This window comes from Stenotrophomonas sp. MH181796 (genome assembly GCF_009659995.1).
In the GTDB taxonomy this organism is placed as follows: Bacteria; Pseudomonadota; Gammaproteobacteria; order Xanthomonadales; family Xanthomonadaceae; genus Stenotrophomonas; species Stenotrophomonas riyadhensis.
Window position 1 is genome coordinate 539,734 of sequence record NZ_RAHU01000002.1, and the last position, 24,238, is coordinate 563,971.

27 protein-coding genes, 1 tRNA gene and 1 riboswitch are annotated in these 24,238 nt (G+C 66.3%); of the genes, 11 read left to right on the forward strand and 17 right to left on the reverse strand.

Features of this window, described 5'->3' with window-relative positions; genetic code table 11:
* The first annotated feature begins 11 nt into the window (after positions 1–11).
* Positions 12–1,502 (forward strand): S10 family peptidase, encoded by a 1,491-nt coding sequence (locus D5301_RS06425; protein ID WP_153855165.1) that lies wholly within the window; start codon positions 12–14, stop codon positions 1,500–1,502.
* Between the two features lie 354 nt (positions 1,503–1,856).
* On the opposite strand, the gene D5301_RS06430 is transcribed toward D5301_RS06425, so the two are convergent.
* Positions 1,857–2,978 carry an inorganic phosphate transporter gene (locus tag D5301_RS06430; protein WP_110711836.1) on the reverse strand — a complete coding sequence of 374 codons (1,122 nt, stop codon included), beginning with the start codon at positions 2,976–2,978 and terminating at the stop codon, positions 1,857–1,859.
* 13 nt (positions 2,979–2,991) lie between these two features.
* The gene (locus D5301_RS06435; RefSeq protein ID WP_004152833.1) at positions 2,992–3,618 is read right to left on the reverse strand and encodes a DUF47 family protein; all 627 of its coding nucleotides are present in this window, start codon (positions 3,616–3,618) and stop codon (positions 2,992–2,994) included.
* Positions 3,619–3,910: 292 nt separating this feature from the next.
* Between D5301_RS06435 and D5301_RS06440 the strand changes: the two genes are divergently transcribed.
* Both D5301_RS06440 and D5301_RS06445 read left to right on the forward strand, forming a co-directional pair.
* Positions 3,911–5,215, forward strand: a complete 1,305-nt coding sequence (locus tag D5301_RS06440; RefSeq protein ID WP_110711834.1) for a hemolysin family protein — start codon at positions 3,911–3,913, stop codon at positions 5,213–5,215.
* Positions 5,199–5,858, forward strand: a complete 660-nt coding sequence (locus D5301_RS06445) for an exopolysaccharide biosynthesis protein (RefSeq protein ID WP_110711833.1) — start codon at positions 5,199–5,201, stop codon at positions 5,856–5,858. The genes D5301_RS06440 and D5301_RS06445 overlap by 17 nt, the downstream gene beginning before the upstream one ends.
* Positions 5,859–5,957: 99 nt before the next feature.
* Here the strand turns inward: D5301_RS06445 and D5301_RS06450 are convergent, their stop codons facing one another.
* From D5301_RS06450 to D5301_RS06465, 4 genes are all read right to left on the reverse strand, one after another.
* Positions 5,958–6,455 (reverse strand): pyridoxamine 5'-phosphate oxidase family protein, encoded by a 498-nt coding sequence (locus D5301_RS06450; protein WP_110711832.1) that lies wholly within the window; start codon positions 6,453–6,455, stop codon positions 5,958–5,960.
* A 68-nt stretch (positions 6,456–6,523) separates the two neighbouring features.
* Positions 6,524–7,519, reverse strand: a complete 996-nt coding sequence (locus tag D5301_RS06455; protein ID WP_043402145.1) for an LLM class flavin-dependent oxidoreductase — start codon at positions 7,517–7,519, stop codon at positions 6,524–6,526.
* A 191-nt stretch (positions 7,520–7,710) separates the two neighbouring features.
* The gene (locus D5301_RS06460) at positions 7,711–8,478 is read right to left on the reverse strand and encodes a sulfurtransferase (RefSeq protein WP_153855166.1); all 768 of its coding nucleotides are present in this window, start codon (positions 8,476–8,478) and stop codon (positions 7,711–7,713) included.
* A 318-nt stretch (positions 8,479–8,796) separates the two neighbouring features.
* On the reverse strand, positions 8,797–9,162 hold the full coding sequence (locus tag D5301_RS06465) for a DUF6164 family protein (protein ID WP_153855167.1): 366 nt from the start codon (positions 9,160–9,162) through the stop codon (positions 8,797–8,799).
* A 70-nt stretch (positions 9,163–9,232) separates the two neighbouring features.
* Between D5301_RS06465 and D5301_RS06470 the strand changes: the two genes are divergently transcribed.
* Positions 9,233–9,667 (forward strand): FKBP-type peptidyl-prolyl cis-trans isomerase, encoded by a 435-nt coding sequence (locus D5301_RS06470; protein WP_049421508.1) that lies wholly within the window; start codon positions 9,233–9,235, stop codon positions 9,665–9,667.
* Complete coding sequence (locus tag D5301_RS06475; protein WP_110711829.1) at positions 9,654–10,901, forward strand: TIGR03862 family flavoprotein; 1,248 nt, start codon at positions 9,654–9,656, stop codon at positions 10,899–10,901. The genes D5301_RS06470 and D5301_RS06475 overlap by 14 nt, the downstream gene beginning before the upstream one ends.
* A 109-nt stretch (positions 10,902–11,010) precedes the next feature.
* On the opposite strand, the gene D5301_RS06480 is transcribed toward D5301_RS06475, so the two are convergent.
* The 4 genes from D5301_RS06480 to D5301_RS06495 form a co-directional block, all read right to left on the reverse strand.
* Positions 11,011–11,472, reverse strand: coding sequence for a GNAT family N-acetyltransferase (locus tag D5301_RS06480; RefSeq protein ID WP_153855168.1), 462 nt, complete (start codon positions 11,470–11,472; stop codon positions 11,011–11,013).
* Between the two features lie 102 nt (positions 11,473–11,574).
* Complete coding sequence (locus tag D5301_RS06485; RefSeq protein ID WP_153855169.1) at positions 11,575–13,197, reverse strand: FMN-binding glutamate synthase family protein; 1,623 nt, start codon at positions 13,195–13,197, stop codon at positions 11,575–11,577.
* 55 nt (positions 13,198–13,252) lie between these two features.
* Positions 13,253–14,539 carry a nucleotide sugar dehydrogenase gene (locus D5301_RS06490; RefSeq protein ID WP_153855170.1) on the reverse strand — a complete coding sequence of 429 codons (1,287 nt, stop codon included), beginning with the start codon at positions 14,537–14,539 and terminating at the stop codon, positions 13,253–13,255.
* 141 nt (positions 14,540–14,680) lie between these two features.
* Positions 14,681–15,115 carry a BLUF domain-containing protein gene (locus D5301_RS06495; protein ID WP_110711825.1) on the reverse strand — a complete coding sequence of 145 codons (435 nt, stop codon included), beginning with the start codon at positions 15,113–15,115 and terminating at the stop codon, positions 14,681–14,683.
* A 131-nt stretch (positions 15,116–15,246) separates the two neighbouring features.
* Between D5301_RS06495 and D5301_RS06500 the strand changes: the two genes are divergently transcribed.
* Positions 15,247–15,333: transfer RNA gene (locus D5301_RS06500), tRNA-Leu, on the forward strand.
* Positions 15,334–15,825: 492 nt separating this feature from the next.
* Positions 15,826–16,983, forward strand: coding sequence for an ankyrin repeat domain-containing protein (locus D5301_RS06505; RefSeq protein ID WP_180859783.1), 1,158 nt, complete (start codon positions 15,826–15,828; stop codon positions 16,981–16,983).
* Here the strand turns inward: D5301_RS06505 and D5301_RS06510 are convergent.
* The 3 genes from D5301_RS06510 to D5301_RS06520 form a co-directional block, all read right to left on the reverse strand.
* On the reverse strand, positions 16,972–17,142 hold the full coding sequence (locus D5301_RS06510; RefSeq protein WP_153855172.1) for a hypothetical protein: 171 nt from the start codon (positions 17,140–17,142) through the stop codon (positions 16,972–16,974). The two genes, D5301_RS06505 and D5301_RS06510, sit on opposite strands and share 12 nt — an antisense overlap.
* A 100-nt stretch (positions 17,143–17,242) precedes the next feature.
* Positions 17,243–18,652, reverse strand: coding sequence for an oxygen-independent coproporphyrinogen III oxidase (hemN, locus tag D5301_RS06515; RefSeq protein ID WP_110714290.1), 1,410 nt, complete (start codon positions 18,650–18,652; stop codon positions 17,243–17,245).
* 44 nt (positions 18,653–18,696) lie between these two features.
* Positions 18,697–19,137: a group III truncated hemoglobin gene (locus tag D5301_RS06520; RefSeq protein WP_110711823.1), complete on the reverse strand. Its 441-nt coding sequence runs from the start codon at positions 19,135–19,137 to the stop codon at positions 18,697–18,699.
* 179 nt (positions 19,138–19,316) lie between these two features.
* Here D5301_RS06520 and D5301_RS06525 point away from each other — a divergent pair, with 179 nt between their 5' ends.
* Both D5301_RS06525 and D5301_RS06530 read left to right on the forward strand, forming a co-directional pair.
* Entirely contained in the window at positions 19,317–19,604 is a 288-nt protein-coding gene (locus D5301_RS06525; RefSeq protein ID WP_110711822.1) for a hypothetical protein, read from the forward strand.
* Positions 19,601–20,650, forward strand: a complete 1,050-nt coding sequence (locus tag D5301_RS06530) for a 4Fe-4S dicluster domain-containing protein (RefSeq protein ID WP_110711821.1) — start codon at positions 19,601–19,603, stop codon at positions 20,648–20,650. Before D5301_RS06525 ends, D5301_RS06530 begins: the two co-directional genes overlap by 4 nt.
* Before the next feature lies 1 nt (position 20,651).
* Here the strand turns inward: D5301_RS06530 and D5301_RS06535 are convergent, their stop codons facing one another.
* Both D5301_RS06535 and D5301_RS06540 read right to left on the reverse strand, forming a co-directional pair.
* Positions 20,652–20,888, reverse strand: a complete 237-nt coding sequence (locus D5301_RS06535; RefSeq protein ID WP_088025582.1) for a hypothetical protein — start codon at positions 20,886–20,888, stop codon at positions 20,652–20,654.
* Between the two features lie 353 nt (positions 20,889–21,241).
* Positions 21,242–21,451 (reverse strand): hypothetical protein, encoded by a 210-nt coding sequence (locus D5301_RS06540; protein WP_110711820.1) that lies wholly within the window; start codon positions 21,449–21,451, stop codon positions 21,242–21,244.
* A gap of 111 nt (positions 21,452–21,562) precedes the next feature.
* Here D5301_RS06540 and D5301_RS06545 point away from each other — a divergent pair, with 111 nt between their 5' ends.
* The gene (locus tag D5301_RS06545; protein WP_110711819.1) at positions 21,563–21,964 is read left to right on the forward strand and encodes a helix-turn-helix transcriptional regulator; all 402 of its coding nucleotides are present in this window, start codon (positions 21,563–21,565) and stop codon (positions 21,962–21,964) included.
* Positions 21,965–21,986: 22 nt separating this feature from the next.
* A riboswitch (Fluoride riboswitch) is annotated at positions 21,987–22,050 on the forward strand.
* 82 nt (positions 22,051–22,132) lie between these two features.
* Positions 22,133–22,525 (forward strand): fluoride efflux transporter CrcB, encoded by a 393-nt coding sequence (crcB, locus tag D5301_RS06550; protein ID WP_005412844.1) that lies wholly within the window; start codon positions 22,133–22,135, stop codon positions 22,523–22,525.
* A gap of 15 nt (positions 22,526–22,540) precedes the next feature.
* Here crcB and D5301_RS06555 read toward each other — a convergent pair whose 3' ends face one another.
* Both D5301_RS06555 and D5301_RS06560 read right to left on the reverse strand, forming a co-directional pair.
* A complete protein-coding gene (locus D5301_RS06555) occupies positions 22,541–23,374 on the reverse strand; it encodes an AraC family transcriptional regulator (RefSeq protein ID WP_110711818.1) in 834 nt (277 codons plus the stop codon).
* Between the two features lie 96 nt (positions 23,375–23,470).
* Entirely contained in the window at positions 23,471–23,983 is a 513-nt protein-coding gene (locus D5301_RS06560; RefSeq protein WP_153855174.1) for an ATP-binding protein, read from the reverse strand.
* Positions 23,984–24,238 lie beyond the last annotated feature (255 nt).

The following is a 24,238-nucleotide window of genomic DNA, read 5'->3' on the forward strand; positions in this document are numbered from 1 at the left end:
GATACGGTGCCATGAAGTTCCTGCTGCACACTGCCGCGCTCTGCGTTGGCCTGCTCATCGCCCCTGCCAGCGTGCTGGCCGCGCCCGACGCCAAACACGATCCGAACGACGACAAGACTGAAGCGCCTGCGCTGCCCGCTGATGCGTCGGCTCGCCAGAGCATGCGCCTGGCTGGCCGTACCCTCGACTACACCGCCACCGTCGGTACGCTGCCGGTGCGTGACGAGAAGGGCAAGGTGATCGCGGATGTGGTGTTCACTGCCTACACGATGCCGGGCAAGGACCGGCCGGTGACCTTCGCGCTCAATGGCGGCCCCGGTGCGTCGTCGGTGTACCTCAACATGGGCGCGATCGGGCCCAAGGTGGTGACCTTCGGCTCCGAGGGTGACAGCGCGTCCGCGCCGGCCACCCTGCACGACAACCCGGGCACCTGGCTGGACTTCACCGACCTGGTGTTCATCGATCCGGTCGGCACCGGCTTCAGCCGCGCGCGCATTGGCGATGACGAAGCGAAGGAGCGGCTGTACAACCCCGGTGCTGACATCGAGTACCTGTCGCGCTCGATCTATGACTGGCTGCTGCGCAACCAGCGCATGGCGTCACGCAAGTACCTGACCGGCGAGAGCTACGGTGGCTACCGCGGCCCGCGCATCACCCACTTCCTGCAGACCCGGCTGGGCGTGGCGCTGAACGGCCTGGTGCTGGTCTCGCCCTACCTGAGCCCGACGCTGGAAGACAATGCCGACGTGTCGCCGATGGCCTGGATGCAGACGCTGCCGTCGATCGCCGCAGCGCACCTGGAGCGCCAGGGCAAGCTGACCGATGCGGCGATGCGTGAGGTGGTGGAATACACCCGTGGCGACTACGCCACCGCGCTGATGAAGGGCCGCAGTGACCCACAGGCGACCGAGGCGATGCTGCGCCGGGTGACCGAGCTGACCGGGCTGGACCCGCAGTTCGTACGCCGCGCCGGTGGCCGCCTGGAGACACAGGCGTATCTGCGTGAGGTGTTCCGCGACAAAGGCACGCTGGGCAGCCGCTACGACTCCAACGTGACCGCGTTCGATCCGTTCCCGAACGATCCGGAACAGCGTGCCAACGATCCGCTGCTGGACAGCATCATCGCGCCAACCACCACGGCGATGGTCGACTTCGTGACGCGCGTGGTCGGCTGGAAGGTGGATGCGCGCTACCAGGCGCTGAACTACGATGTGAACCACTTGTGGGACCGCAATGGCGAGCTGCGCCAAGGGGCGGTGACCCAGCTGCGCCAGGCGGTGGCGATCGATCCGCATCTGCAGGTGCTGATCGTGCATGGCTGGAATGATCTGTCGTGCCCGTTCATGGGGTCGATCCTGACGGTGGACCAGATGCCGGCGATGGGCAGCAATCCGGACCGGGTGCAGGTGCGGAGCTACCCGGGCGGGCACATGTTCTACAGCCGGGCGGACAGCCAGGCAGCGTTCAGGAAGGATGTGCAGGCGCTGTTCAAGCGTAACTGAGGGGTTTGGCCGGGCCTGCGGCCCGGCACCCGCCGGATCAACGGCAACGGCAACGGCAAAAACTGGCTTCCTGAGGGCTGGCGAGGTGGGGTGGGGTTGCAGGACACGCCGTAAACCCATCCTTGGGGGCTCGATGGCGCCATCCATGGCGCCAACGGTCCTGCAACCCCACCCCACCCCGCCGCTGACAGGTTCCTGCTGCTGTTGGTAGGTGTCGACCTTGGTCGACACGCTGGATACGGAAAAACGATCTGCCCATGAAAAAAGCCCGCCGGAATCCGGCGGGCTTTCTCGATTGTCGGGGTCAGATCCTTTTCCCGCAGGGAAAGGGCTCTGACCCCAAGGCCGCTGGCATCAGGTCCAGCCGAACAGGGCGAACAACTTGAGGATCAGGTACGCGCAGCCGCCGGCGGCCGGGATGGTCAGGATCCAGGCCCAGACGATGCGTTCGATCACGCCGAACTTCAGCGAACGCGGGTTCTTGGCGAAGCCGACGCCCATGATCGCGGTGGAGATGCTGTGCGTGGTCGAGACCGGCATGCCGAAGTGGGCGGCCAGGGTCAGGATGGTGGCCGAGCTGGTCTCCGCGGCGAAGCCGTGGATCGGGTGCAGCTTGACCATCTTGTGGCCCAGGGTCTTGATGATCTTCCAGCCGCCCGAGGCGGTACCGGCGGCCATCACCACCGCACAGGTCAGCACGATCCACATCGCGATGCCGTCACCGGCGCTGGCGTCCGGGTGCATGAAGGCCAGCCACGACGGCAGGTCATCCAGCGCACCGGTCGCTTCGGCACCGATCAGGGTCATGGCGATGATGCCCATGGTCTTCTGCGCGTCATTGTGGCCGTGGGCAAAGCCCATATAGGCCGCCGAGGCGATCTGGGCCTTGCCGAAGAACGCGTTGACGATGCGCGGGCGGGCCAGCCGGCCGATGGCACCACCGATCTTGGCCAGGCCGGCGATCAGCGCCCACAGCAGCACCATCACCACGATGCCGAGCAGGAAGCCGGCAATCGGCGAGGTGATCATCGGCACGAACACCTTCCACAGCAGGCCCTTGTTCTGCGCCCAGCTGCCCAGGCGCTCGGACCAGATCAGCGCGTCCCAGTTGTTGTGGGCCGCAGCCAGGCCGGCGCCGCAGAGGCCACCGATCAGGGCGTGCGAGGACGAGGACGGCAGCCCCTTCCACCAGGTGATCAGGTTCCAGATGATGCCGCCCAGCAGGGCACACAGGATCACCTGCGGGGTGACGTCGACCACGTTGGTGTTGAGCAGGCCCGAAGCGATGGTCAGCGCCACCGCGGTACCGGTCAACGCGCCGATGAGGTTCATGAAGGCGGCCAGCATCACCGCCCAGCCGGGCGAGAGCACCTTGGTCGCCACCACGGTGGCAATGGAGTTGGCGGTGTCGTGGAAGCCGTTGATGAACTCGAAGACGAGCGCGGCCAGGATCACCACCAGGACAAGGGTCAACATGCGGCGGCGTCCGTCAGCTGTTCTTCAACACGATCTGGTACGCCACCACGCCGGCCTCGCGGCAGCGGTCGATGGCCTTTTCCAGGATCTCGAAGAATTCCTTCAGCAGGAACATCTGCAGGTTGTCCAGGCGGCCCGAGTAGATGTCGCGGTACAGCTCGAGCATCAGGCGGTCGGCCTCGTTCTCCAGCGAACGCAGCTTCTCGTTGAGCGCGGTCATCCGGTCCAGGTTCATGTGGCGCAGGTCGGCCACCATCTCCACCACTACGCCAGCAGCCTGTTCCAGCATCGCCGCGCGCGGCGCGAAGTCGATGTGCTCCAGGTGGGTCGTGGCCAGCGAATAGCGATCGGCGAACTTCTCGATCTGCTTCGGAATCTTGTACAGCGCCGAGCCCAGCGCTTCGATGTCTTCGCGCTCGATCGGGGTCATGAAGCTGTCCACCAGCGCCTGGCTGATCTTGTCCGAGGCCGCGCGTTCGCGCAGGCGGGCCAGCTTGAAGGCGTCCAGCGCGGGCTGGCGGTCGGCCTCGCGCAGCATGGAATGCAGCGCCTTGGCGGCGTCGGAAGCCGCGACGGCAGCCTCATCGAGCAGGGTGTAGAACTGTTTGCCGGAACCGAAAATGGTCTGCAGAGAGAACATTGAGAAACCTGTCAGCCGTCGCGGGAAGGACGGCACCAGACGGAATTATGACGGCTAGATGACCATCACGGGTATCCCTGCCCCCTTTCGAGGCCTGGGAACCCCCAACCTGAACAGGCGGTTGCCACCCTGCCACGCCCCTTTGCTAAGATGCCAGCGCGCCTTCGGGCGCACCTTATGGACGACGACCCTTATCCCCCTGCGCCGCGCCGGACCCGGTTCCTGAGCGCCAGCCGCCATCGCAAGCACCCGCCCTCCCTGCCACCAACCGGGGACGACGCCCGTGTTTGAAATGATCCTGATTGTCTTCGCGCTTGTTCTGCTGAACGGCTTCTTCGCCATGTCCGAGATGTCGGTCATGACCTCGCGCAAGAGCCGCCTGAAGCAGATGGCCGCCACCTCCAAGCGCGCCGCCAAGGCGCTGGAGCTGTCGGAGAAGCCGGAGAGCTTCCTGTCCACCGTGCAGATCGGCATCACCGTGATCGGCGTGCTGACCGGCTACCTCGGTGGTGAAGCACTGGGTGAAGCCTTCGCCGGCTGGATCCAGGGCCTGATGCCGGGCTTTGCCTACGCCGGCAACATCGGTACCGCGCTGGCGGTCAGCCTGATCACCTTCATCACGCTGATCTTCGGTGAACTGGTGCCCAAGCGCCTGGCGCTGACCCGCTCGGAGGCCATTGCCGGCCTGGTCGCGATGCCGATGAGCTGGCTGGCCAAGCTGGCGCTGCCCTTCGTCTGGCTGCTGTCCAAGACCACCCAGCTGGTGCTGCGCCTGTTCGGCCTGGGCAAGGATGAAGTCGCCTCGGTGACCGAAGAAGAGATCCGCATGCTGGTGGCCGAGAGCCACGAGGCCGGCGTGATCGACGCCCACGAGCGCGACATGATGAACCGCGTGATGCGCCTGGGCGACCGCACCGCCGACAGCCTGATGACCCCGCGCAACCGCATCGCCTGGCTGGATACCCAGGCCGGCCTGGAGCGCAACCTGGACATCATGGCCGAGCACGAGTTCTCGCGGTACCCGGTGTACCGCGACAACGACATGGACGTGGTCGGCGTGCTTGAACTGAAATCGCTGGCCACGCGCATGGCGCGCGGTGACAACGCGCTGTTCCAGACCCTGCGCGAACCGCTGTACGTCTCCGAATCGACCCACGCGATGAAGCTGCTGGAGATCTTCCGCGAGGAACAGCAGTCGATGGCGCTGGTGGTGGACGAGTACGGCGAGATCCAGGGGCTGGTGACCATCAGCGACCTGATGGGTGCCGTGGTCGGCCGCCTGCAGGCCGTGGAGAACGCCGACGAGGACGCACTGGTGGTGACCCGCGAAGACGGTTCGCTGCTGGTGGACGGCTCGCTGCCGATCGAAGACGTGCGCGAACTGATCGGCAGCAACGACCTGCCCGATGCCGAGGATGGTGACTACTACACGCTGGCCGGCATGTGCATCCACTACTTCGGCCGCATCCCGCACGCCGGCGAGTATTTCGACTGGGCCGGCTGGCGCTTCGAAGTGGTCGACCTGGACGGTGCGCGGGTGGACAAGCTGCTGCTGCGCACGCTGTCCGACGAGCAGGCCGATGAGCTCACCGCCTGAGGCCGGCCAGGGCCCGGGCGTCAAGCGCCCCGCCTACCGCAACGAGGGCATCCGCACCCTGCTGGAGATGTTCGCCTCCGGCGACCCGGCCGAGCACATGCCGCTCGGCCAGATCCTGTGCAACCTGCAGCAGAGCGCGTTCGGCGTGTTCCTGTTCGTGGCGATCCTGCCCTCGTTCATCCCGATCCCGGGCATGGGCGGCGCAGTCAGCGGTCCGCTGGTGATCCTGATCGGCCTGCAGATGCTGTTCTGCCTGCGCCGGCCCTGGCTGCCTGGCTTCATTGCCCGCCGCGGCCCCAGGCGCGGCACCATGCACCGTTTCCTGGACCGCATCGATCGCCCGCTGCGGCGGTTGGACAAGATGCTGAAACCGCGCCTGCCGCAGCTTCTGACACCGCTGCCGGCCCACGCCTTCAGCGGCCTGCTGCTGGTACTGCTGGGCATCCTGCTGTCGTTGCCGATTCCCTTCACCAACTTCCTGTTCGGCTTCCAGCTGCTGCTGTTCTCGCTGGCGCTGCTGGAACGCGATGGCGCGCTGATGCTGTTCAACTGGATCGCGGCGCTGGCGGCGATCGCCTTCTTCGGTTTCAGTTCGGGGCAGCTGGTGGGCTATACGATGGAGCTGTTCCAGCGCTGGTTCTGAGCCGGAACCCGGTACAGCCGGCCGCTGGCCGCTGGCCGGCTGCCACGTTTCCAGGATTGCCGGCCAGCGGCCGGCACTACCAATACCGGACATCGGCTCTCAGCGCAGGTCGATGAAGCCGTTGTCGGCCAAAGGCGCGGGCTCGTCCTGCACCGCCGACAGCACGAAACTGAGTGCCGTGCCCAGCAGCGTGCCCGGACCATCCCAGTACTCGGCCGAGTCGGCGCGCACCTGGATCAGGCGCAGGTTCGGGTCGTCCTTGCCACCCGGGAAGAACAGCTTCATCGCTGGCGACCACAGCTCTTCGATCTTCGCGCGATCATCAACCACGCGCGCGCGCCCGGCCACCGATACATAGGTGTTCTTCGAGGGTGAGGCATAGGCCACGTTGACGCGGGGGTCGAGCGCAATCTCGGCCACCTTCGGGCTGTCGGCAGTGATGACGAACCACAGATCACCGTCGAAGGTGACCTGCTGGGTGGCCAGCGGCCGGCTGTAGAGTCGCCCGTCAACGCCGGTGGTGGTGAACATCGCCACCTCCACGTCCTTGATCAGTTCTGCCAGTTGGGCAATGTGTTCGGCGCGGGTGTCGGCCATGTGGGGGCTCCTTCGATATGAGCCCCCATCAGACGCGGTTCGGCCGCAATGGGCCGTGACGCAATTGTTCAGCCCGCGTGGCGGGCGTGCCAGGCCTGCATCGCCAGTTCGAACGAGCGCAGGCGCGCGCGGTGGTCATACAGGTTGGCGGTGAGCATCAGTTCGTCCGGCTTGTGGCGCTCGACGAACGCGGCGATGCCTTCCGCCACCTGCTGCGGATCCCCCAGCACGGTGCAGGCCAGTGCTCGCTCCACGCCCAGCTTTTCATGCGGCTCCCAGAAGGACTCGATGTCGTCGATGGGTGCCGGAATCTTGCCTGGCCGACCGCGACGCAGGTTCACGAAACTCTGCTGCTGGCTGGTGAACAGGCGCCGCGATTCGGCCTCGCTGTCGCTGGCGACGACGTTCAACGCCAGCATCGCGTGCGGCTGCTTCAGCGTGGCCGAGGGGCGGAATTCGCGGCGGTACACCGCCAGCGCTTCGTCCATCACGTCCGGTGCGAAGTGCGAGGCGAACGCGTACGGCAGGCCCATCGAGGCAGCCATGCGCGCACCGAACAGGCTGGAACCGAGGATCCATGTCGGCACCCGCAGGCCACCACCCGGAACCGCCTGCACGGCCTGCCCGGGCTGTACCGGCTCGAAGTAATGCAGCAGCTCGCGCACGTCCTGCGGGAACTGGTCGGCGCTGTCGAAATAGCGGCGCAGTGCACGCGCGGTCGGCTGATCGGTGCCCGGCGCACGGCCCAGGCCGAGGTCGATGCGGTCCGGATACAGCGAGGCGAGCGTGCCGAACTGCTCGGCCACCTGCAGCGGCGCATGGTTGGGCAGCATGATGCCGCCGGCACCGACACGGATGCGCTTTGTGCCACCTGCCACGTGACCGATCAGCACGGCGGTGGCCGCACTGGCGATGCCGGGCATGTTGTGGTGTTCGGCCAGCCAGTAGCGGCGGTACCCCAGCGCATCGGCATGCTGGGCCAGTTCCAGCATGTTGGCGAAGGCAGCGGTGGTGTCGCTGCCCTCGCAGACCGGGGCCAGGTCAAGAATCGACAACGGGATCATCAGGCGGTTTTCCGTCACAGGATCCCCCATGCATGGGGTCGGCCAGGCGCGGCGGCCAGTGACGGTGGCGGGATGCTGATTCCCGTGGGACGGGTTCAGGGCTGACCGCGCTTGATCCGGTAGTGCCGGCCGCTGGCCGGCAGGCAAAGTGCCCTGGCAGCCGGCCAGCGGCCGGCTCTACCAAGGAAACATCAGAACGCGCTGGGGCGCGGCTCCGGCAGCGCCTGGTCGACCATCGGCTTCAGTTCGGCATCCAGCGCCACGCGCTCGTCGAACACGAAGCATCGGCCTTCGTAACCTTCGCCGCCCACCTCCTCGAAGTAGCCGAGGATGCCGCCATCGAGCTGCAGCACGTTGTCCATGCCGTCGTTGACCATCCACAGCGCGGCCTTCTCGCAACGAATGCCGCCGGTGCAGAAACTGACCACCGTGCTGTCCTTCAGCGCTTCGCGGTGCGGCGCCAACGCCTCGGGCAGGTCGGTGAACTTGTGGATGGGCAGCACCAGCGCATCCTTGAAGGTGCCGTACTCCACTTCCTGCAGATTGCGCGTATCGAGCATGACCACCGGCTTGCCGGCGTCATCATGCCCCTGCCGCAGCCAACGCTGCACCGTAGCCGGATCGATCGCCGGTGCACGCGGATACTCCAGCGGCTGGCCGTCATCACGGCGGAAGCTGATGATCTCGTCCTTCACCTTGGCCTTCAGCCGCGCGAACGGCTGATGCTCGCTCAGGCTGGTCTTGACCCGCATATCGGCAAAACGCGCATCGGCATGCAGCGCGGCGTAGAAGCCCTCGACCGCCTTCGGCGCACCGGCCAGGAACAGGTTCAGCCCCTCGCCCGCCACCAGGATCGTGCCGCGCAGCTGCGCCGCCTCGGCGCGCGCCAGCAACTGATCGCACAGGGCCTGGGGGGCGTCGATGACGGCGAAATGGTAGGCAGCGGTATTGGCGATCATCCCGTCATTTTAGCGCCTCCCGCCCGCACGGACAGATTCAGGGGTCGGATCCCTCTGCACGGCAGAGGAATCCGACCCCCGGCAGGTACCCGGAACCTGTCAGAGGCAGGGCGGTGTGGGCAGGCGGGACCGTTGGCGCCATGGATGGCGCCATCGAGCCCCCAAGGATGGGTTTACGGCGTGTCCCGCCTGCCCACACCGCCCTGCCCACCACGGATTGCCTGCTGTTGCTGTTGTAGTTGCTGTTGCTGTTGTAGTTGCTGTTGTAGTTGCCCTGGCATCGGCGGGTGCCGGGTGCAACCCGGCCAGAAGCCCCCCTTACCCCCGCAACAGCACGAACGGCAGCAGCACCAGCGCCGCCGCACCCACCATCCCCAACAGCACCAGCACCACATACGCCGGCCGCCGCCGGAACAGGCTGCCGAAGGTCTCCGCCGTGCCATCGCGCAACGCCTGCTCGCGCTCGGCACGGATGCGTGGCCCGCGCTCAGCCTGGTACTCCGCCATCAGCGCCTTCGCACGCGGATGATCGGTGTCCTCGCGCAGCCACAGGCCGCCGTTGGAAATGCCCCAGGGGCTGGGTTCGGTGCGATACCAGGCGATGCCGTGCTGGTCGAGCAGCGTGCAGACATCGGCATATTCGTCGTCGCCGACATTGCGCAGATTGAGCAGGAGTTTTGCCATGTACCCATGATACCCGGCGCCGATGCGCTACCCTTGCCGCCCTCGCCCTGCGCCCTTCCGGAGACGCCCGATGCGCCGCCTGCTGCTTCCCCTGCTGCTGTCCCTCGCCGCCGTTGGCTGCTCGACCGAACCGTCCGGCCCGCCGCCGGGTGGCACCCTGACCACCTTCGAGCGCATCGATACCGTCCCGGGTACCGGCGCCGAAGCCGTTGCCGGCAACAAGGTGACCGTGCACTACACCGGCTGGATCTACGACAACCGCACCGAAACCAAGCACGGCAAGACCTTCGACAGCTCGGTCAGCCGTGGCGAACCGTTCACCTTCGCGCTCGGCGCCGGCCAGGTCATCCGCGGCTGGGATGAGGGCGTGGCCGGCATGAAGGTCGGCGGCAAGCGCACCCTGATGATCCCGCCGGACTACGGCTACGGCGACCGCCGGGTTGGCCCGATCCCGGCCGGCTCGTCGCTGGTGTTCGATGTCGAGCTGCTCGATGTCAAACCGTAATACCGCATCGCCCCATCGGGTCGCCGTCATCGGCGGCGGCCCGGCCGGCCTGTTCGCCGCCGAGCGCCTGCGCGCCGCTGGGCTGGAGGTCGACCTGTACGAGGCCAAGGGTTCACCCGGCCGCAAGTTCCTGATCGCCGGCAAGGGCGGGCTCAACCTCACCCATTCCGATCCGCGGCCGCTGTTCGACAGCCGCTACCGCGAGCGGGCCGAAGCGGTTGGTCGCTGGCTGGATGGCTTCGACGCGCAGGCGCTGCGCGATTGGGCTGCCGGCTTTGGCGTGGAAACCTATGTCGGCAGCTCCGGCCGCGTGTTCCCGGTCGACCGCAAGGCTGCGCCGCTGCTGCGCGGCTGGGTGCGCCGGCTGAAGGAACAGGGCGTGCGCCTGCATGCCAACCACCGCTGGATCGGATGGGGCAACGACGGCGCGCTGCGCTTCGCCACCGAAGCGGGCGAGATCGATGTCCACGCCGATGCCACCGTGCTGGCCATGGGCGGCGGCAGCTGGCCGCAGCTGGGCAGTGATGGCGCCTGGGTCGCCCCCTTGCAGGCACGAGGCGTGGACATTGCGCCGCTGCAATCGGCCAACTGCGGCTTCGACATCGACTGGACGCCGTTCTTCGCCCAGCGCAATGCCGGCGCGCCGTTGAAGCCGGTGGTCGCGCACTGGCTCGACCTGGCGGGACAATCGCAGTCGCTGCAGGGCGAATGCGTGGCCAGCGAGTACGGCATCGAAGGCAGCCTGATCTACGCGTTGGCCGCAGACCTGCGCGAGACAATCAACCGCGATGGCCACGCCATGCTGTGGCTGGACCTGGTGCCGGGACGCGATGAAGCACGCCTGCTGGCCGATCTGTCGCGCCCGCGCAAGGGTCGCAGCTTCGGCGAACACCTGCGTCGCCAGGCCGGCCTGGATGCAGTGAAGGCCGCGCTGGTGTTCGAGATCCTTGGCAAGGACGCGGGCAACGACCTGCCTGCCGTGGCCGCCACGCTCAAGCGCCTGCCGTTGCGCCTGCTGCGTCCACGGCCGATGGCCGAGGTGATCAGCACGGCTGGCGGCGTGCGCCTGGATGCGCTGGATGATGGCCTGATGCTGCGGGCAGTGCCCGGCGTGTTCTGTGCCGGCGAGATGCTGGACTGGGAGGCACCTACCGGCGGCTATCTGCTGACGGCGTGCTACGCCAGCGGCCTGCGTGCTGCTGAAGGCGTGATCGGATGGCTGGCCGGGCGATGAGACCCGCATTGTAGAGTCGAGCCATGCTCGACTGCTTTTTGATTCAGGCGATAAAGCAGTCGAGCATGGCTCGACTCTACAAAAGCCGTCGAGCAAGCTCGACGCTACATCACCATGGCCTGCGCATGCTCACCGAGGCCAGCGCCACACCGCTGGGATGCGGGTAGGCTTCCTCCCGCACGGCAATGAATCCCTGCCGTTGATAGAACGGCACCGCATTGAGCGAGGCCGACAGCACTACCTCGCGCTCGTGGTCGGCCATCGCCAGCAACCGCTGCATCAGTGCCTGGCCGATCCCCCTGCCGCCGCGATCCGGATCGACAAACAGCGCATCGACTTCATTGGCGTTGGCATCGAACACGCCGAAACCGAGCAGGGCACCCTGCCCGTCCTCGGCCACCACGCATCCGCCCTGCGACAACAGCCGCGCGTACTGCGACGGTGGTGGCGAGGCCGACCACGGTGCGATGACCTCCGCCGGATAGTGGCTGCTGCAGGTCTCGCGCACGCAGCGCGTGCGCAGGGCCCACAGCGTGGCGACGTCGTCGATGGTGCCGGTCCTGAACTGCATGACATCTCCTTGTAGCGTCGAGCCATGCTCGACTGTTCTTCGTTCCGACGTCGCGATGCCTGATCGAAAGGCAGTCGAGCAGGGCTCGACTCTACAGAATCGCTATCGCGACTTGCTGGCGCGCAGCGCCTGGATCTTCGGCGGCGGCTGGAACGAATCGCTGCGTGCATCGGCCCAGAATGCATGGAACACCGCATGGTCCGGCACCTTGTGCAGCAGCTCGCCCGGTTCCAGGTAGCGGTACAGCGAGGCCAGCGAACGGATCTCCACCGGCGAAACACGGCGCAGGATGTGTTCCGGCCCAAGTTCAGCCGGATCATTCAGGCCGGCGGCACACAGCAGCTCCTTCAAGGCATGCAGCGTGTGCTCGTGGTAGCTGTACACACGGGTGGCCTTGTCCGGTGCATCCAGGTGCTTCCAGCGTGCCGGGTCCTGGGTGGCGATGCCGGTCGGGCACTTGTCGGTGTGGCAGCTCAGCGACTGGATGCAACCCAGCGCGAACATGAAGCCACGGCCGGCATTGCACCAGTCGGCCCCCAGCGCGATGGTGCGCGCGATGTCGAAGGCACTGGTGATCTTTCCCGCCGCGCCGATGCGGACGCGTTCGCGCAGGTCGAGGCCAACCAGGGTGTTGTGCACCAGCAGCAGCGCTTCGTGCATCGGCACGCCGACATGGTCGACAAACTCCGCCGGTGCCGCACCCGTGCCGCCCTCTGCGCCGTCGACCACGATGAAGTCCGGCAGCAGGCCGGTTTCCTGCATCGCCTTGGCAATGCCGAACCACTCCCACGGATGGCCGATGGCCAGCTTGAAACCGACCGGCTTGCCACCGGACAGTTCGCGCAGGCGCGCAACGAACTGCAACAGCTCGACCGGCGTCGAGAACGCTGAGTGGCGTGACGGCGACACGCAGTCCACGCCCATCGGTACGCCGCGCGTCACCGAGATCTCGGCGGTCACCTTCGGTGCTGGCAGCACGCCACCGTGGCCCGGCTTGGCACCCTGCGACAGCTTGATCTCGATCATCTTGACCTGGTCGTGGGTGGCATTGGCAACGAAGCGCTCTTCGCTGAAGCCCCCTTTCTCGTCACGGCAACCGAAGTAGCCCGAACCGATCTCCCACACCAGGTCACCGCCCATCTCGCGGTGATACGGCGAGATCGAGCCTTCGCCAGTGTCGTGGTAGAAGCCGCCACGGCGCGCGCCATCGTTCAGCGCGCGGATCGCATTGGCCGACAACGAACCGAAGCTCATCGCCGAAATGTTGAACACGCTGGCCGAATAGGGCTTGGCACAGTTGGCGCCGATCAACACGCGGAAATCGTGCTTGGCGATGGACGTGGGTGCCAGCGAATGGTTGATCCATTCGTAGTCCACCGCATAGGTGCTGCGCAGGGTACCGAACGGCACCGTGTCCATCTCGTTCTTGGCCCGCTGGTAGATCAGCGCGCGCTGCTGGCGCGAGAACGGCACGTCCTCCAGGTCGCTCTGCACGAAATACTGGCGGATCTCCGGGCCGATCGACTCCAGGCCGTAGCGGAAGTGCGCCATCACCGGATAATTGCGGCGCAGCGTGCTGCGCTTCTGCAGCAGGTCCCAGGTCCCCAGCGCCACCATCGCGGCAGTCAGGCCGACGCCCCAGTACCAGGCCGGCCAGATCGTGGCCAGCCACAGGCATATCGGGAACATCAGGATGGCGAGCAGGTAGACGATATACCGGTGCATGGCTTTCCTCGGTTGCAACTGCCCCCGAGTCTACCGTGCCGCCCGCCCTCCGGGCTTACAGTCGACCGTCAACCACGTTGCGCGGCCAGGCCGATTTCACATCGTAGACCAGGCCACCGGGGGCCAGCAGGCCCCGGATTCCCGCCTCGTCCATCGCCTTGAAGCGGGCATGGGCCACCGCCAGCACCACCGCGTCGTAGCTCCCCGTGACCGGCTCGGCCAGCCACTGCACACCGGCCTCCGCCAACGCCGCCGGGCCCACCCAGGGATCACTGACTTCAACCTCGGCACCGGCATCGCGCAGGCGCTGCGCAAGCTCCAGCGCGCGGCTGTTGCGCAGGTCCGGGCAATCCTCCTTGAAGGTCACGCCGAGCACCAGGATGCGTGCCTGCACCGGTGCGCGGCCACGCTCCGCCAGCATCGCCAGCACCCGCGCGGCCACGTGCTCGCCGACGCGGTTGTTGACCTGCCGCGCGGTATGGATCAGATCCGGGTGGTAACCCACGCTCTCGGACTTGTGCAGCAGGTAATACGGATCCACGCCGATGCAGTGGCCACCCACCAGACCTGGCCGGAACGGCAGGAAATTCCACTTGCTGCCCGCCGCGTCAAGCACGTCCTGGGTGTCGATGCCGAGCCGATCGAAGATCAGCGCCAGCTCGTTGACCAGTGCGATGTTGACATCACGCTGGATGTTCTCGACCACCTTGGCCGCTTCGGCCACGCGCATCGTCGGCGCCGGGAAGGTACCGGCGGCGATGATGCGCTGGTACAGGCCGTCGATCACCGCGGCAACCTCCGGTGTCGAACCGGAGGTGATCTTGCGGATGTCGGCCAGGCGACGCTGGCGGTCACCCGGACTGACCCGCTCGGGGCTGTAACCGCAGTAGAAGTCTTCGTTGAAACGCAGGCCCGAGCCCTCCTCCAGCAGCGGCACGCAGACTTCTTCGGTCGTACCCGGGTACACCGTGGATTCGTAGATCACCAGGTCGCCCACGCGCAGATGGCTGGCGATCAGCCGGCTGGCAGATCGCAGCGGCTCCAGGTCGGGCTGCTCATAGGCATCGATCGGGGTCGGCACGGTGACGATGTAGACATTGCAGGCATCGAGCAGTGCCGGATCACTGCCGTACTGCAGCTGCTGTGCACTGGCCAGCTCATCGGGCTCCATTTCCAGCGTGTGGTCCTGGCCACTGCGCAGCTCGGCGATGCGGCCGGCATCGATATCAAAGCCCAGCGTCGGCCAGTGCCGACCGAAGGCCACCGCCAACGGCAGGCCGACGTAGCCCAGGCCGATCACTGCAAACCGGGGGGCGACGGCCGCCGCAACCGGCGCACTCATCGGTACATCCCGTGCAACGGATGCGATCGCACATACGCTGCCATGGCTTCGGCCAACTCACTCATTCGCTGCACCACTCCGGGAAACCCACACCAGAAAGGCTACAGCCTAACGGCCCGGCCGCCCCACCGCCAAGGCAGGTCAGGAGCCCAGTGCGACCGCGGCCGGTTCCAGTTCACCGTCGGCGCCGGTCCAGGCCTGCCGCAGACGCTCGAATCCACCGCTGCCCAGCAGGAAGCCCGGCCAGGCGGCATCGATGATCTGCGCCAGCAGGTCCGCCTCGATCCGTCGCGTGCCCATGGACCAGCGCGGGAACGCGCGCTGCGCGACCGGCGCGCGGCACAACACCTTCAGTTGCCCATGGCTGCGCGCGTTGAGGATGCGCGGAAACACCGAATCGATGCCATCTTCCGGACCTTCCAGATACTGCAGGAAGCGCGATCCATCGAACATCAGCACACCGGTGACGCCGGCTACACGGTTGAATGCCGTGGCATCGGCCAGCAGGCGGTCGAGATCGGTTGTCTGCAGATCGGCGCGGGCCTCACTGGCATAGGCAATCGCGTGCAGCGACATCAGATGGCTCCCCCCCTGGGAACGATGGCTGGGACTATGACATGAATAGGAACGACAGTTAAGCACGTCACCCCGCCAATGCAATCCAGCCACCGTGCGGCGGGTGGGCTACAATCGGCGCCGCGCTGCAGGCCCGGATGGCGAAACTGGTAGACGCATCGGACTTAAAATCCGCCGGGGGCAACCCCATGCCGGTTCGATTCCGGCTCCGGGCACCAAGGCTTTTACGACGATCATCGATCGCGTTCCCGCTCCGCAATTTTCTCGACGCTCCGCAATCTGCTCCAACGCATGATGCCAAGCGAGCAACAGATGGCGTCTGCGACGCAATGTCGCGGATGCCTCAAACACCTCGCCGCATCTGCTGCAGCCCTGCACTCACCCATGCCTTGCGCGCGTCCTTCGGGCGGGGCTTGGGCTCTGCCGGCGGCTTACGCGGTTCCAGCGCTTCCCTGACTCGCGCTGTGGCAGTTTCGTACAGCTCCCCGTGGTCGACTTCGGCCAGCCAGGCCTGGCAGATCTCGCCCCTTGCCTGGCCGAGATCCAGCCCAGCTACGATCTGGGGCGTCGGCACGGCGCTGTCCACGCGCACCCGGGGTGACTGCAGGCTATTCCCCGCGTAGCCTGTCCGCTTCAAGAACGGCAGACAGCGAGATAGGCTTGCCGACCAACGCTGGGTTCATGGAAGAAGCATGATTGATCAACACCCATTGGGTATCGAGCACGAGAGTGAACTGGATCGCCTGTACGACGCCATAGAGGCGGGTGAACTGGACGTGGTGCGCTCCATCGCGGACGCGCAGCCAGCTTTACTGTGGCTGGCCCACTTTGGCTATGCAGGGGACGACAGCGTGTTGCACCTGGCGGCGGCAAGCGGCCAGGAGGCGGTGTGCCAATGGCTGCTGGCCTGGGGGCTTCCGGCGGACATGAACTTCGGCGGAGATGATCACCGGACGCCGTTGATGGAAGCGGTGTCTGGCGGTCACGCCGCTGTGTGCAAGCTGCTGCTGCAGGCGGGTGCCGATCCGGATGGCACCGCGCTGATGCGCTGTCACCCGCTGTACGCCGCTGCCCTCGAAGGACATGGGGATATCGTAGAGCTGCTGCTGCAGGCCGGTGCCGACGTCAACCGCCTGCACCGGCAGTTGAATCAGTCGGCGTTGGATGCTGCGCGCATCTGGGGCCATCCCGAGGTCGCTGCGACGTTGGAGCGACACGGGGGCAGAAGCGTGCGCGACTACCAGGGTCCCTACGTGCAGGGAGCCGGTGAATCGATCATCGTCTTCGTGCACAACACGGTCGGGCCGGTGCTCCGACCAGAATTCTCGCCGGCGTCGCGTGACCCGAGGGCATCACTGCACCTGGGCCTGATTGACGGCAGATCCGACTTCAAGCTGCTGTTCAGCACCGGACTACATGAAGCCGGTATACCGATGATCGAGCTCTTCCTCCCTCTGCAGCGCAACTGGCCACTGCCACGCACAGGGCTGGGCGACGATAGCGTGTGGCGTTTCCCGCAACTGCTGATGTCGCGCATGGTGGCACAAGTGTTCGCACACGGGCCGATCAGCGAGGGGCACCTGATTGAACGCAGCGATCCCGAGTTCACTGACCTGCCGTGGCCGGAGGGGGTCGATGCACTGCTGGCCGTGGATAGGCCCTGGAACCCGGAGGACGAGCGCGATTCGATCCCGCCGGACGAGCGCGTCAACCTGCTGGTGCTGGCCCCGGTCAAGTACACCCGCAAAGGCAGGCCCGATGCCAGCGCCCTGGCGAACCTGCTAGAACGTAAGCGCATGGCCAGCTGGCGCGTGCTGTCGTTGCGTCGTGAGGATCCACCTGACGGCGTGGCAGTCCTACCGGGCTGACCAAGCGACGCCTCGGCGCGGCGCTTGCACAAGCTTCGTCAACCTGGGCACCTTCACCGTCATTACCCGCGACAGCAGCGGCGTCCCGGCAGACATCCCCAGCTCGACCTGCTTGAGCGCGTAGGCAATCTGCTCCTCGGTAAAACGGGACTTCTTCATCGCCTGATTCCTCGTGATCCACGGGGGTCAATGCGGAGAGAAGTCTCTGCTTTACGCTGGCCCGGTTTTTTGGGGGTGGGTCACACTGCGCGACAGAACCTCAGATCGCACGCGAATAGCGCGGCTGCTCATGCGCCGCACGCAGGTACGGATCGAAGCACATCGCCAGCAACCGCAGCAGCGGCCGCCCCGGCTCGCTGGCACGCACTACACCGTCGCGGTATTCGGCCAGGCCATCTTCCTGCAGCCGCTGAACCGAACGCAGGTCTTCGGCGAAGTACTGCTCGAAATCGACGCCATGACGCTGGCCCAGCGCAGTGCCATCCACCTCGCCCTGGCACATCAGCTGCTGGATCAGTTCCGCACGCAACTGGTCGTCGGCGCTCAGCGCCACCCCACGCCACACCGGCAGCTGGCCTTGGTCCACCGCGTCCTCCCACGACGGCAGATCGCGCGGATTCTGGCTGTAGGTGGCACCGATGTGGCTGATCGCACTCACGCCCAGGCCGAGCAGATCGGTATCGGCGTGGGTGGTGTAGCCCATGAAGTTGCGATGCAACTGGCCGGCACGCTGCGCTCGCGACAGATCCTCTTCCGGCAACGCAAAGTGATCCATGCCGATGTACTGGTAGCCCGCCGCGGAGAGCTTCTCCACCGCCAGGCCCAGCAACGCCAGCTTATCCTCCGGCGACGGCAAGCGGCGTTCGTCGATCTGCTTCTGTGCGCGGAACAGATGCGGCAGGTGCGCGTAGCCATAGACCGCCAGGCGGTCCGGGCGCAGCGCCAGCACCAGCTCGAGGGTGCGACCGAAGCCTTCCAGGCTCTGCCCCGGCAACCCATAGATCAGGTCGACATTGACCGATCGCATGCCGCTGTCGCGGCAAGCGCGCAGGATGTCCAGCGTCTGTTGCACGCCCTGCACGCGGTTGATCGATTCCTGCACCTGCGGATCGAAATCCTGCACGCCCAGGCTGGCCCGGTTGAAGCCCAGTCGCGCCAGCATGGCGACGTCGCGGGTATCGATGAAGCGCGGATCGAGCTCGATCGAGAAATCGCGTTGCGCCGAATCGCTGAAATCGAAGCGCCGGCGCAGCCCCTCCACCAGCGTGGTCATCGCCTCGGCATCAAGGAAATTCGGCGTGCCGCCACCCAGATGCAGCTGGATGACCTCGCGGCCATCCTCGAACTGCGGTGCCAGCAGATCAGCCTCGGCCAGCACCCGCGCGACGTAGCTGTGGCCGCGGCCGCGATCGCGGCTGATCACCCGGTTGCAGCCACAGTAGAAGCAGGGACTGGAACAGAACGGCACGTGCACGTACAGCGACAGCGCACGCGCCAGCTGGTTGCTGTCGGCGATCGCCTGGCGCAGCGCCGGCGCGTCGAAACCATCATGGAAATGCGGCGCGGTCGGATACGAGGTGTAACGAGGGCCCGGCCGGTCGTGCCGGCGCAGCAGGTCGGGGTCGAAGGTCCAGGCCAGGCCGCCAGCGGCGGGAGAGAACGTGTCCATGCCGCCAGCATCGCGCCGGACAGCCTGCGCCGCCTTGACCCAGATCAATCCTTGGCAGGGATGCCCAGCACCGGCAGGCCGACCTGTGGCCAGCGCAGCATCTGGTAGCGCTTCCAGAAGGTGTCACCGATGCGCGCGGCCACATCGTTGGCCAGTTCCTGCATCGGCGGGTTGCTGCATTCGGCGGTGGTGATCCGGAACAGCACCAGCCAGCGGTCGAACAGGTCCTTGTCCAGCTCGATCGCCATGTGCTTGGACATTGGCGAACCCTTGAAGCGGCGGGTACCGCGCAGCATCGCCGACCAGAAGTCGACCAGCTGTGCCAGGTGTTCCGGCCAGTCATGCACGTGCGCCTCGAACACCGGCCCCAGCCGCTCTTCCTCGCGCACGCGCGCATAGAAGTCGTGGACCAGGCGGGTCACTTCCTGCTCGGTGCACAACTCGGGCGAGGCAACGGGAAGAACAGGCGGCGGTGTTGCGTTCATCAGGGTACCCAAAGCGTGCCGGCAGTGTGCAGCACGCAGGCGGCACCGCCGTTGATCCAGATCAATGTCGGCGCAGTCCGCTGCACCTAGGCTGGCACGCTTGCAGGAAGCATGCCCTGCGGAAGCTGCGCCAGCCTTGGCGGAGTATACGCGCCGCCCACTTTTCGATCCGGGACAGCATGAACAGACCCTCCCCCAGTCGCCGCCAGCGGCTGATCCAGCATTGGGGCGCCATCCTCTGGCCCAGCTTCATCGCCGCCGGCGTGGCCAGCGTGGTGTTCTTCGCCTTCGTCGACCCGTTGCGCCTTCAGGCGATCAGCTTCCCGGGCACGGCCATCAGCCGCGAGCTGGGCTATACCGCAGGCTTCTTCATGTTCTGGACGGTGACGGCGCTGTCCAGCGCGGTCACCTGGTACCTGCAACGACCGATGCCGAGCGACGACGACGACGAGCTGCCGCTGGGATGAGCACACCCTGCACAACCCCACCACGCCCCTGGCGCTGGCGCGGGGCGCTGAATGCCGCCTTGCTGGCCCTGTTCTACGCGCTGCCGTGGCTGCGCTGGGACGGACGCCAGGCGTTGCTGCTGGACATCAATGCCCGGCGCTTCGACCTGTTCGGCTGGACCCTGTGGCCCGGCGACGTCGGTGTGCTGATCGGACTGCTGGCGGTGCTTGCGGTGGGCTTTGCGCTGCTCACCCATCTTGCCGGGCGCGTCTGGTGCGGCCATGCCTGCCCGCAGACCCTGTGGCGCCGCGCCTTCGACGGGATCGCCCGCGCCGTGTCCCGCCTGCTTCCCGCCTCGCTGGCGCGCCTGGCGACGCAGCTGGCCTGGGGACTGTTGTCACTGTGGACCGGCGTCACCTTCGTCGGTCTGTTCAGCCCGATCGCCGAACTGGTGGCCGCTGCGCCGCGGGCTGGCTGGAGTGGCTGGGAAACCTTCTGGGTGCTGTTCTATGCGGCCGCCACCTGGGGCAATGCCGGTTTCCTGCGCGAGCAGGTCTGCCGTTCGTTGTGCCCGTTCGCACGCATGCAGCCGCTGCTGACCGATCCGCATACGCCACGCATGCTGTACGACGCTCGCCGCGGCGAGCCGCGAGGGCCGCGTCCCTCCGGCCTCGGCGGCGTGCTGGGACGGGGGCGTGGCCTGCTCGACCCGACCACCGCGCAGGATTACGTGTTCCGCGCCGCGCATCCGCTGCTGGCCGGACCGATGCCGACCTTCAGTGCCGATCGTCTCGGTGACTGCACGGACTGCGCCGCCTGTGTCAGCGCCTGTCCGATGCAACTGGACATCCGCCAGGGGCCGCAGGCCGATTGCCTGGCCTGCGGCGCCTGCCTGGAAGCCTGCGCAGGGCAACAGCACCGGGCCGGTTTCGGTCCGGGGCTGGTGCGCTACTGCAGTCCGCAGGCGATGGCCGGACAAGCGCGGCGCTGGTGGCGACCGCGAACCCTGGCCCTGCTGTCGATGTTGCTGGCGCTGCTTGCCTGCGGCGCCTGGCGCCTGCTCTGAATCAACGCGGCCCGCTGGCGTGCGGCGGAACCAGCTGCGCACGTCGGACGATGCCCAGCTGCTCGATGATCAGCGCCATTTCGTTGGTGACTTCGGTACGCTCGGTCCCCTGCGGGACCAGGCGGTCCAGCACCTGCTGGTAGGTATCCCAGAACGCCGGACCGCATCCGTGTTTGTGATAGCTGGCTTCCAGTTCGCGGCGTACCCGTTCAGCCAAGCCATGCATGCCGTATTCCATACGACCTCCGTTGGACTTGTTCTGCATCGTTGACGGTCTACCGACTCACTTGCGTGCTACTGAAAGACTCCCGGGCTTCACGCCCGGTTGATGCCAATTAGTCATAGATTTCACGACAGGTCAATTACATGCAGCGACTTTCGTGATCGAAATTATTAATCGTTCACGAAACTACATACGGGGCCCCGGCCGTCCCGGATGGGTCGAACCCGACATGCCCCTCGGATCCCAGGCTCCCACTTCCGGTTGAAGAGATTGATCGGATCTCCCCGATCCATCGAATCTACCTATTTTGCTAAGTGTACTTAGCAAATAGTGCTAAGTGTGCTGTATGCGACAAAAGACGGCGCAGTTCAGATGGATTCGCTGCCCTTCGCTTCAGTCGCGGGGAACAGGTTCGGATAACGCTGATGCAGGATGTACTGCCTCAGGGCAGGAATCGGGAACTCCTTGGGCCATTGCGACACGGCAGATCGGCTTATGCCAAAGAAGCGCGCCAGTTCGGCATCGGTCTGGAATCCCAGCCGGGTACGCACCTGCCGCTTGCTCCAGAATTCGGTCACGGTCGGTCCTTCTGTTAACCAGACTGATTCTTGCGACAAGGCTTCTTCGCAATCCACGCGTTAAGCTGGCTTGCATAGATGAATACTCTCGGCCAACGACTCGCCGCCGCCATGAAGAAAGCCGGGCACCCTCGCCCGGCCGATCTGGCCCGCGCCGCGCACTCCACCACGGCAACCATCAGCAACTGGTTGAACGACCACGTCAGCCCCTCCCATGTGAAGGCCGAACAGCTGTTCCGCATCGCCGATGCGGCCAAGCTGGACGCGCGCGAGCTGCTGTACGGGATGAGCGGGCTGGGCGTAGGCGAACGGGGCAATGCCTACATCCCCAGCCAGGCCCATCTGGATGTCTGGCAGGACGCCTATGAGCTGGTCAGCCATCTGGTGGCCGAGAACGGGCTGGAGATCGACCACCGCCGCCATGCGGCGCTGGATCTGCTCGCGTTCGAACTGCTGATGGATGGCTTCAGCCGCAGCAAGGTGGCTCGCGTTCTGACGACCTCGATGACGTGAATGCACCGCCGCTGGTAGCATGGACCGCGATGGGGATGGGGCTCCCCCGATAACCGCCTGAGAAGGCTGATGGCTCCTGCCAGGACGAACCCGGTGTTCGTCGACGGCAGGTCGTGCCTGCCCTCGGCGTTCGCCACTGACCCTGCGAACCCGCATTCGAGGCACGCCATGCAAGCATTGAACAACTATTTCCTGGTCTTCGTCGGCGGCGGCATCGGCGCCTGCCTGCGCCACGCCTGCAACCTGATCGGCGCGCGGGTGGCGGTCGGCAGTCCCTGGCCCTGGTCGACCTTCCTGATCAACATCAGCGGTGCGCTGCTGATGGGCGTGGTGGTCGAGGTCTTCGCCATGCGCAATGGCGCCTCGCCGCAGCTGCGCCTGTTGCTGGCCACCGGCATCCTCGGCGGCTACACCACGTTTTCCACCTACGCGCTGGAGATCGGTCTGCTGCTGCAGCGTGGCCAGCATGGGTTGGCGGCACTGTATGCCGGTGGCTCGGTGGCGCTGGGCCTGGCCGGTCTGTTCGGTGGCATGAAGCTGGCCCGGCTGGTGCTGGGCTGAGGCTGAGGCTGAGGCTCAGGCCGCACCCGCGCGTGCCTGTCCGCGCCACTCCCGCGGCGACTGCCCGGTGTGCGCCTTGAACGCGCGCGACAGCGCCGCTTCGCTGCCATAGCCGACATCGTCGGCGATCCGCTTCAAGGGGCGCCCCTGCCGCAGCGCCTGCTGCGCCAAGCCCACCCGCCAGCCCTGCAGGTACTGGCCCGGGGTGGTGCCCATCGCCTCACGGAAGCTGGCCGCGAACACGCTGCGCGACATGCCGGCGACATCGGCCAGGTCTTCCAGCGTCCACGCCTGAGCCGGCGCTTCGTGCATCGCCACCAGCGCCAGACGCAGCCGCGGATGACCGAGCCCGGCGAACAGGCCGCCGCGCATCTCGCCCCCTTCCATCAGCTGACGCAGCACCTGGATCATCACCACCTCGAACAGCCGGTTGACCATCGCCGCACGGCCACAACGCTGCTCGAAGGCCTCTTCGAACAGCAGTTCCAGCGCCGCGTGGCCGCCATACAGATCCGCCAGCGGCAGGCAGATGAAATCCGGCAGTGCCGCGCTGATCGGATTGAGCGGGCCACCTTCGAAATGCAGGTTTGCGCAGGCCATGTCGGCGCCGTGCTGCGGGTCGGTACTGAAGCGGTGCGGCATCGGCCGCGGGTACAGCAGCAGGCTGGGCACCTCGACCTGCACAGTCTGCTGGCCGTGGCTGACCTGCAGCGGGCCGCGCCGCACCAGATGCAGCTGGCCGGCCTCATCCTCCCCCTGCAGGGTGTTGATGCCGCACAGCGCGCCGGCATGGAACACCGAGGCGGTGACCGCGAAGCGTTCGAGCAGGATGGCAAGACGGTCGACCACGGCGGGACTCCAGATCAAGCGGGTTGGGTTCAATACGTCAAATCGTATCGGAATCGCCGCCACGGTGAACAACTGAGCACGGCCCTTCCCGAGCCCTCACCCGTCCTGCATATGACGGATCACCACGAAGCCCTCCTCCGGCACAGGTGCCACGAAGTGACGGGTGATCTGCTCGAAGGCTTCATCGCTGGCCTGGAACGGGTGCTCGCCGCACGCATTGCGGGCGCGCAGACGCGCCTTGCAGATGGCATCGGGAACATCGAGAAAATGCAGTTGATGGGCAACGCCGGCCGACTCGAACAGTTCGCGGCCCCAGGCGCGGGCGGCGGGCGTGTTGAACGGAACGTCGAGCACGACCGGAACGCCGGCCTGCAGGATCGCGCATACATGCTGCGTCAGCGCGCCGCGCAACGCGGCCGCGCGCTGCAGGTAATCGGCGATGGAATGGATCTGGTCGGGATACAGCGCGGCCAGCCAAGCGTCCTCGCTGATCAGCACGTGACGTGGCTGCGCCGCCAGCTGGTGCGACAGGGTGGATTTTCCGGCGCCGATCTTGCCGCATACCAGGTGCAGGGTCGGGGCGTCGCCGTTCGATGAAAGCGGGTGCATCTGCGTTCTCCTCGGTGGATTCCAGTACCCGGGAGAGCGCCGCATGCAACCCGCCTTCCCGGGCGGGTTGCATGGCCGTGACGACCGCGCGCTATCCCGCCTTCCCGTGGGGAATGCGGATAATCGACGCGATGGTGTGAAGGGCCATGCCATCAGCGTAGAACGCAGCACGGCCGACCGGCAATCCCCTGCGGCAGTGCAGCGCGCGCAACAATTCGCAGGCATCTATGCTCGGCGCCATTCCCGGATGGAATG

Excerpts from the sequence above, each read along its gene's own strand:
- D5301_RS06425 (WP_153855165.1), top strand. The coding sequence starts at position 12 with ATGAAGTTCCTGCTGCACACTGCCGCGCTCTGCGTTGGCCTGCTCATC.
- D5301_RS06430 (WP_110711836.1), bottom strand. The coding sequence starts at position 2,978 with ATGTTGACCCTTGTCCTGGTGGTGATCCTGGCCGCGCTCGTCTTCGAG.
- D5301_RS06435 (WP_004152833.1), bottom strand. The coding sequence starts at position 3,618 with ATGTTCTCTCTGCAGACCATTTTCGGTTCCGGCAAACAGTTCTACACC.
- D5301_RS06440 (WP_110711834.1), top strand. The coding sequence starts at position 3,911 with ATGATCCTGATTGTCTTCGCGCTTGTTCTGCTGAACGGCTTCTTCGCC.
- D5301_RS06445 (WP_110711833.1), top strand. The coding sequence starts at position 5,199 with ATGAGCTCACCGCCTGAGGCCGGCCAGGGCCCGGGCGTCAAGCGCCCC.
- D5301_RS06450 (WP_110711832.1), bottom strand. The coding sequence starts at position 6,455 with ATGGCCGACACCCGCGCCGAACACATTGCCCAACTGGCAGAACTGATC.
- D5301_RS06455 (WP_043402145.1), bottom strand. The coding sequence starts at position 7,519 with ATGATCCCGTTGTCGATTCTTGACCTGGCCCCGGTCTGCGAGGGCAGC.
- D5301_RS06460 (WP_153855166.1), bottom strand. The coding sequence starts at position 8,478 with ATGATCGCCAATACCGCTGCCTACCATTTCGCCGTCATCGACGCCCCC.
- D5301_RS06465 (WP_153855167.1), bottom strand. The coding sequence starts at position 9,162 with ATGGCAAAACTCCTGCTCAATCTGCGCAATGTCGGCGACGACGAATAT.
- D5301_RS06470 (WP_049421508.1), top strand. The coding sequence starts at position 9,233 with ATGCGCCGCCTGCTGCTTCCCCTGCTGCTGTCCCTCGCCGCCGTTGGC.
- D5301_RS06475 (WP_110711829.1), top strand. The coding sequence starts at position 9,654 with ATGTCAAACCGTAATACCGCATCGCCCCATCGGGTCGCCGTCATCGGC.
- D5301_RS06480 (WP_153855168.1), bottom strand. The coding sequence starts at position 11,472 with ATGCAGTTCAGGACCGGCACCATCGACGACGTCGCCACGCTGTGGGCC.
- D5301_RS06485 (WP_153855169.1), bottom strand. The coding sequence starts at position 13,197 with ATGCACCGGTATATCGTCTACCTGCTCGCCATCCTGATGTTCCCGATA.
- D5301_RS06490 (WP_153855170.1), bottom strand. The coding sequence starts at position 14,539 with ATGAGTGCGCCGGTTGCGGCGGCCGTCGCCCCCCGGTTTGCAGTGATC.
- D5301_RS06495 (WP_110711825.1), bottom strand. The coding sequence starts at position 15,115 with ATGTCGCTGCACGCGATTGCCTATGCCAGTGAGGCCCGCGCCGATCTG.
- D5301_RS06510 (WP_153855172.1), bottom strand. The coding sequence starts at position 17,142 with ATGAAGAAGTCCCGTTTTACCGAGGAGCAGATTGCCTACGCGCTCAAG.
- hemN (WP_110714290.1), bottom strand. The coding sequence starts at position 18,652 with ATGGACACGTTCTCTCCCGCCGCTGGCGGCCTGGCCTGGACCTTCGAC.
- D5301_RS06520 (WP_110711823.1), bottom strand. The coding sequence starts at position 19,137 with ATGAACGCAACACCGCCGCCTGTTCTTCCCGTTGCCTCGCCCGAGTTG.
- D5301_RS06525 (WP_110711822.1), top strand. The coding sequence starts at position 19,317 with ATGAACAGACCCTCCCCCAGTCGCCGCCAGCGGCTGATCCAGCATTGG.
- D5301_RS06530 (WP_110711821.1), top strand. The coding sequence starts at position 19,601 with ATGAGCACACCCTGCACAACCCCACCACGCCCCTGGCGCTGGCGCGGG.
- D5301_RS06535 (WP_088025582.1), bottom strand. The coding sequence starts at position 20,888 with ATGGAATACGGCATGCATGGCTTGGCTGAACGGGTACGCCGCGAACTG.
- D5301_RS06545 (WP_110711819.1), top strand. The coding sequence starts at position 21,563 with ATGAAGAAAGCCGGGCACCCTCGCCCGGCCGATCTGGCCCGCGCCGCG.
- crcB (WP_005412844.1), top strand. The coding sequence starts at position 22,133 with ATGCAAGCATTGAACAACTATTTCCTGGTCTTCGTCGGCGGCGGCATC.
- D5301_RS06560 (WP_153855174.1), bottom strand. The coding sequence starts at position 23,983 with ATGCACCCGCTTTCATCGAACGGCGACGCCCCGACCCTGCACCTGGTA.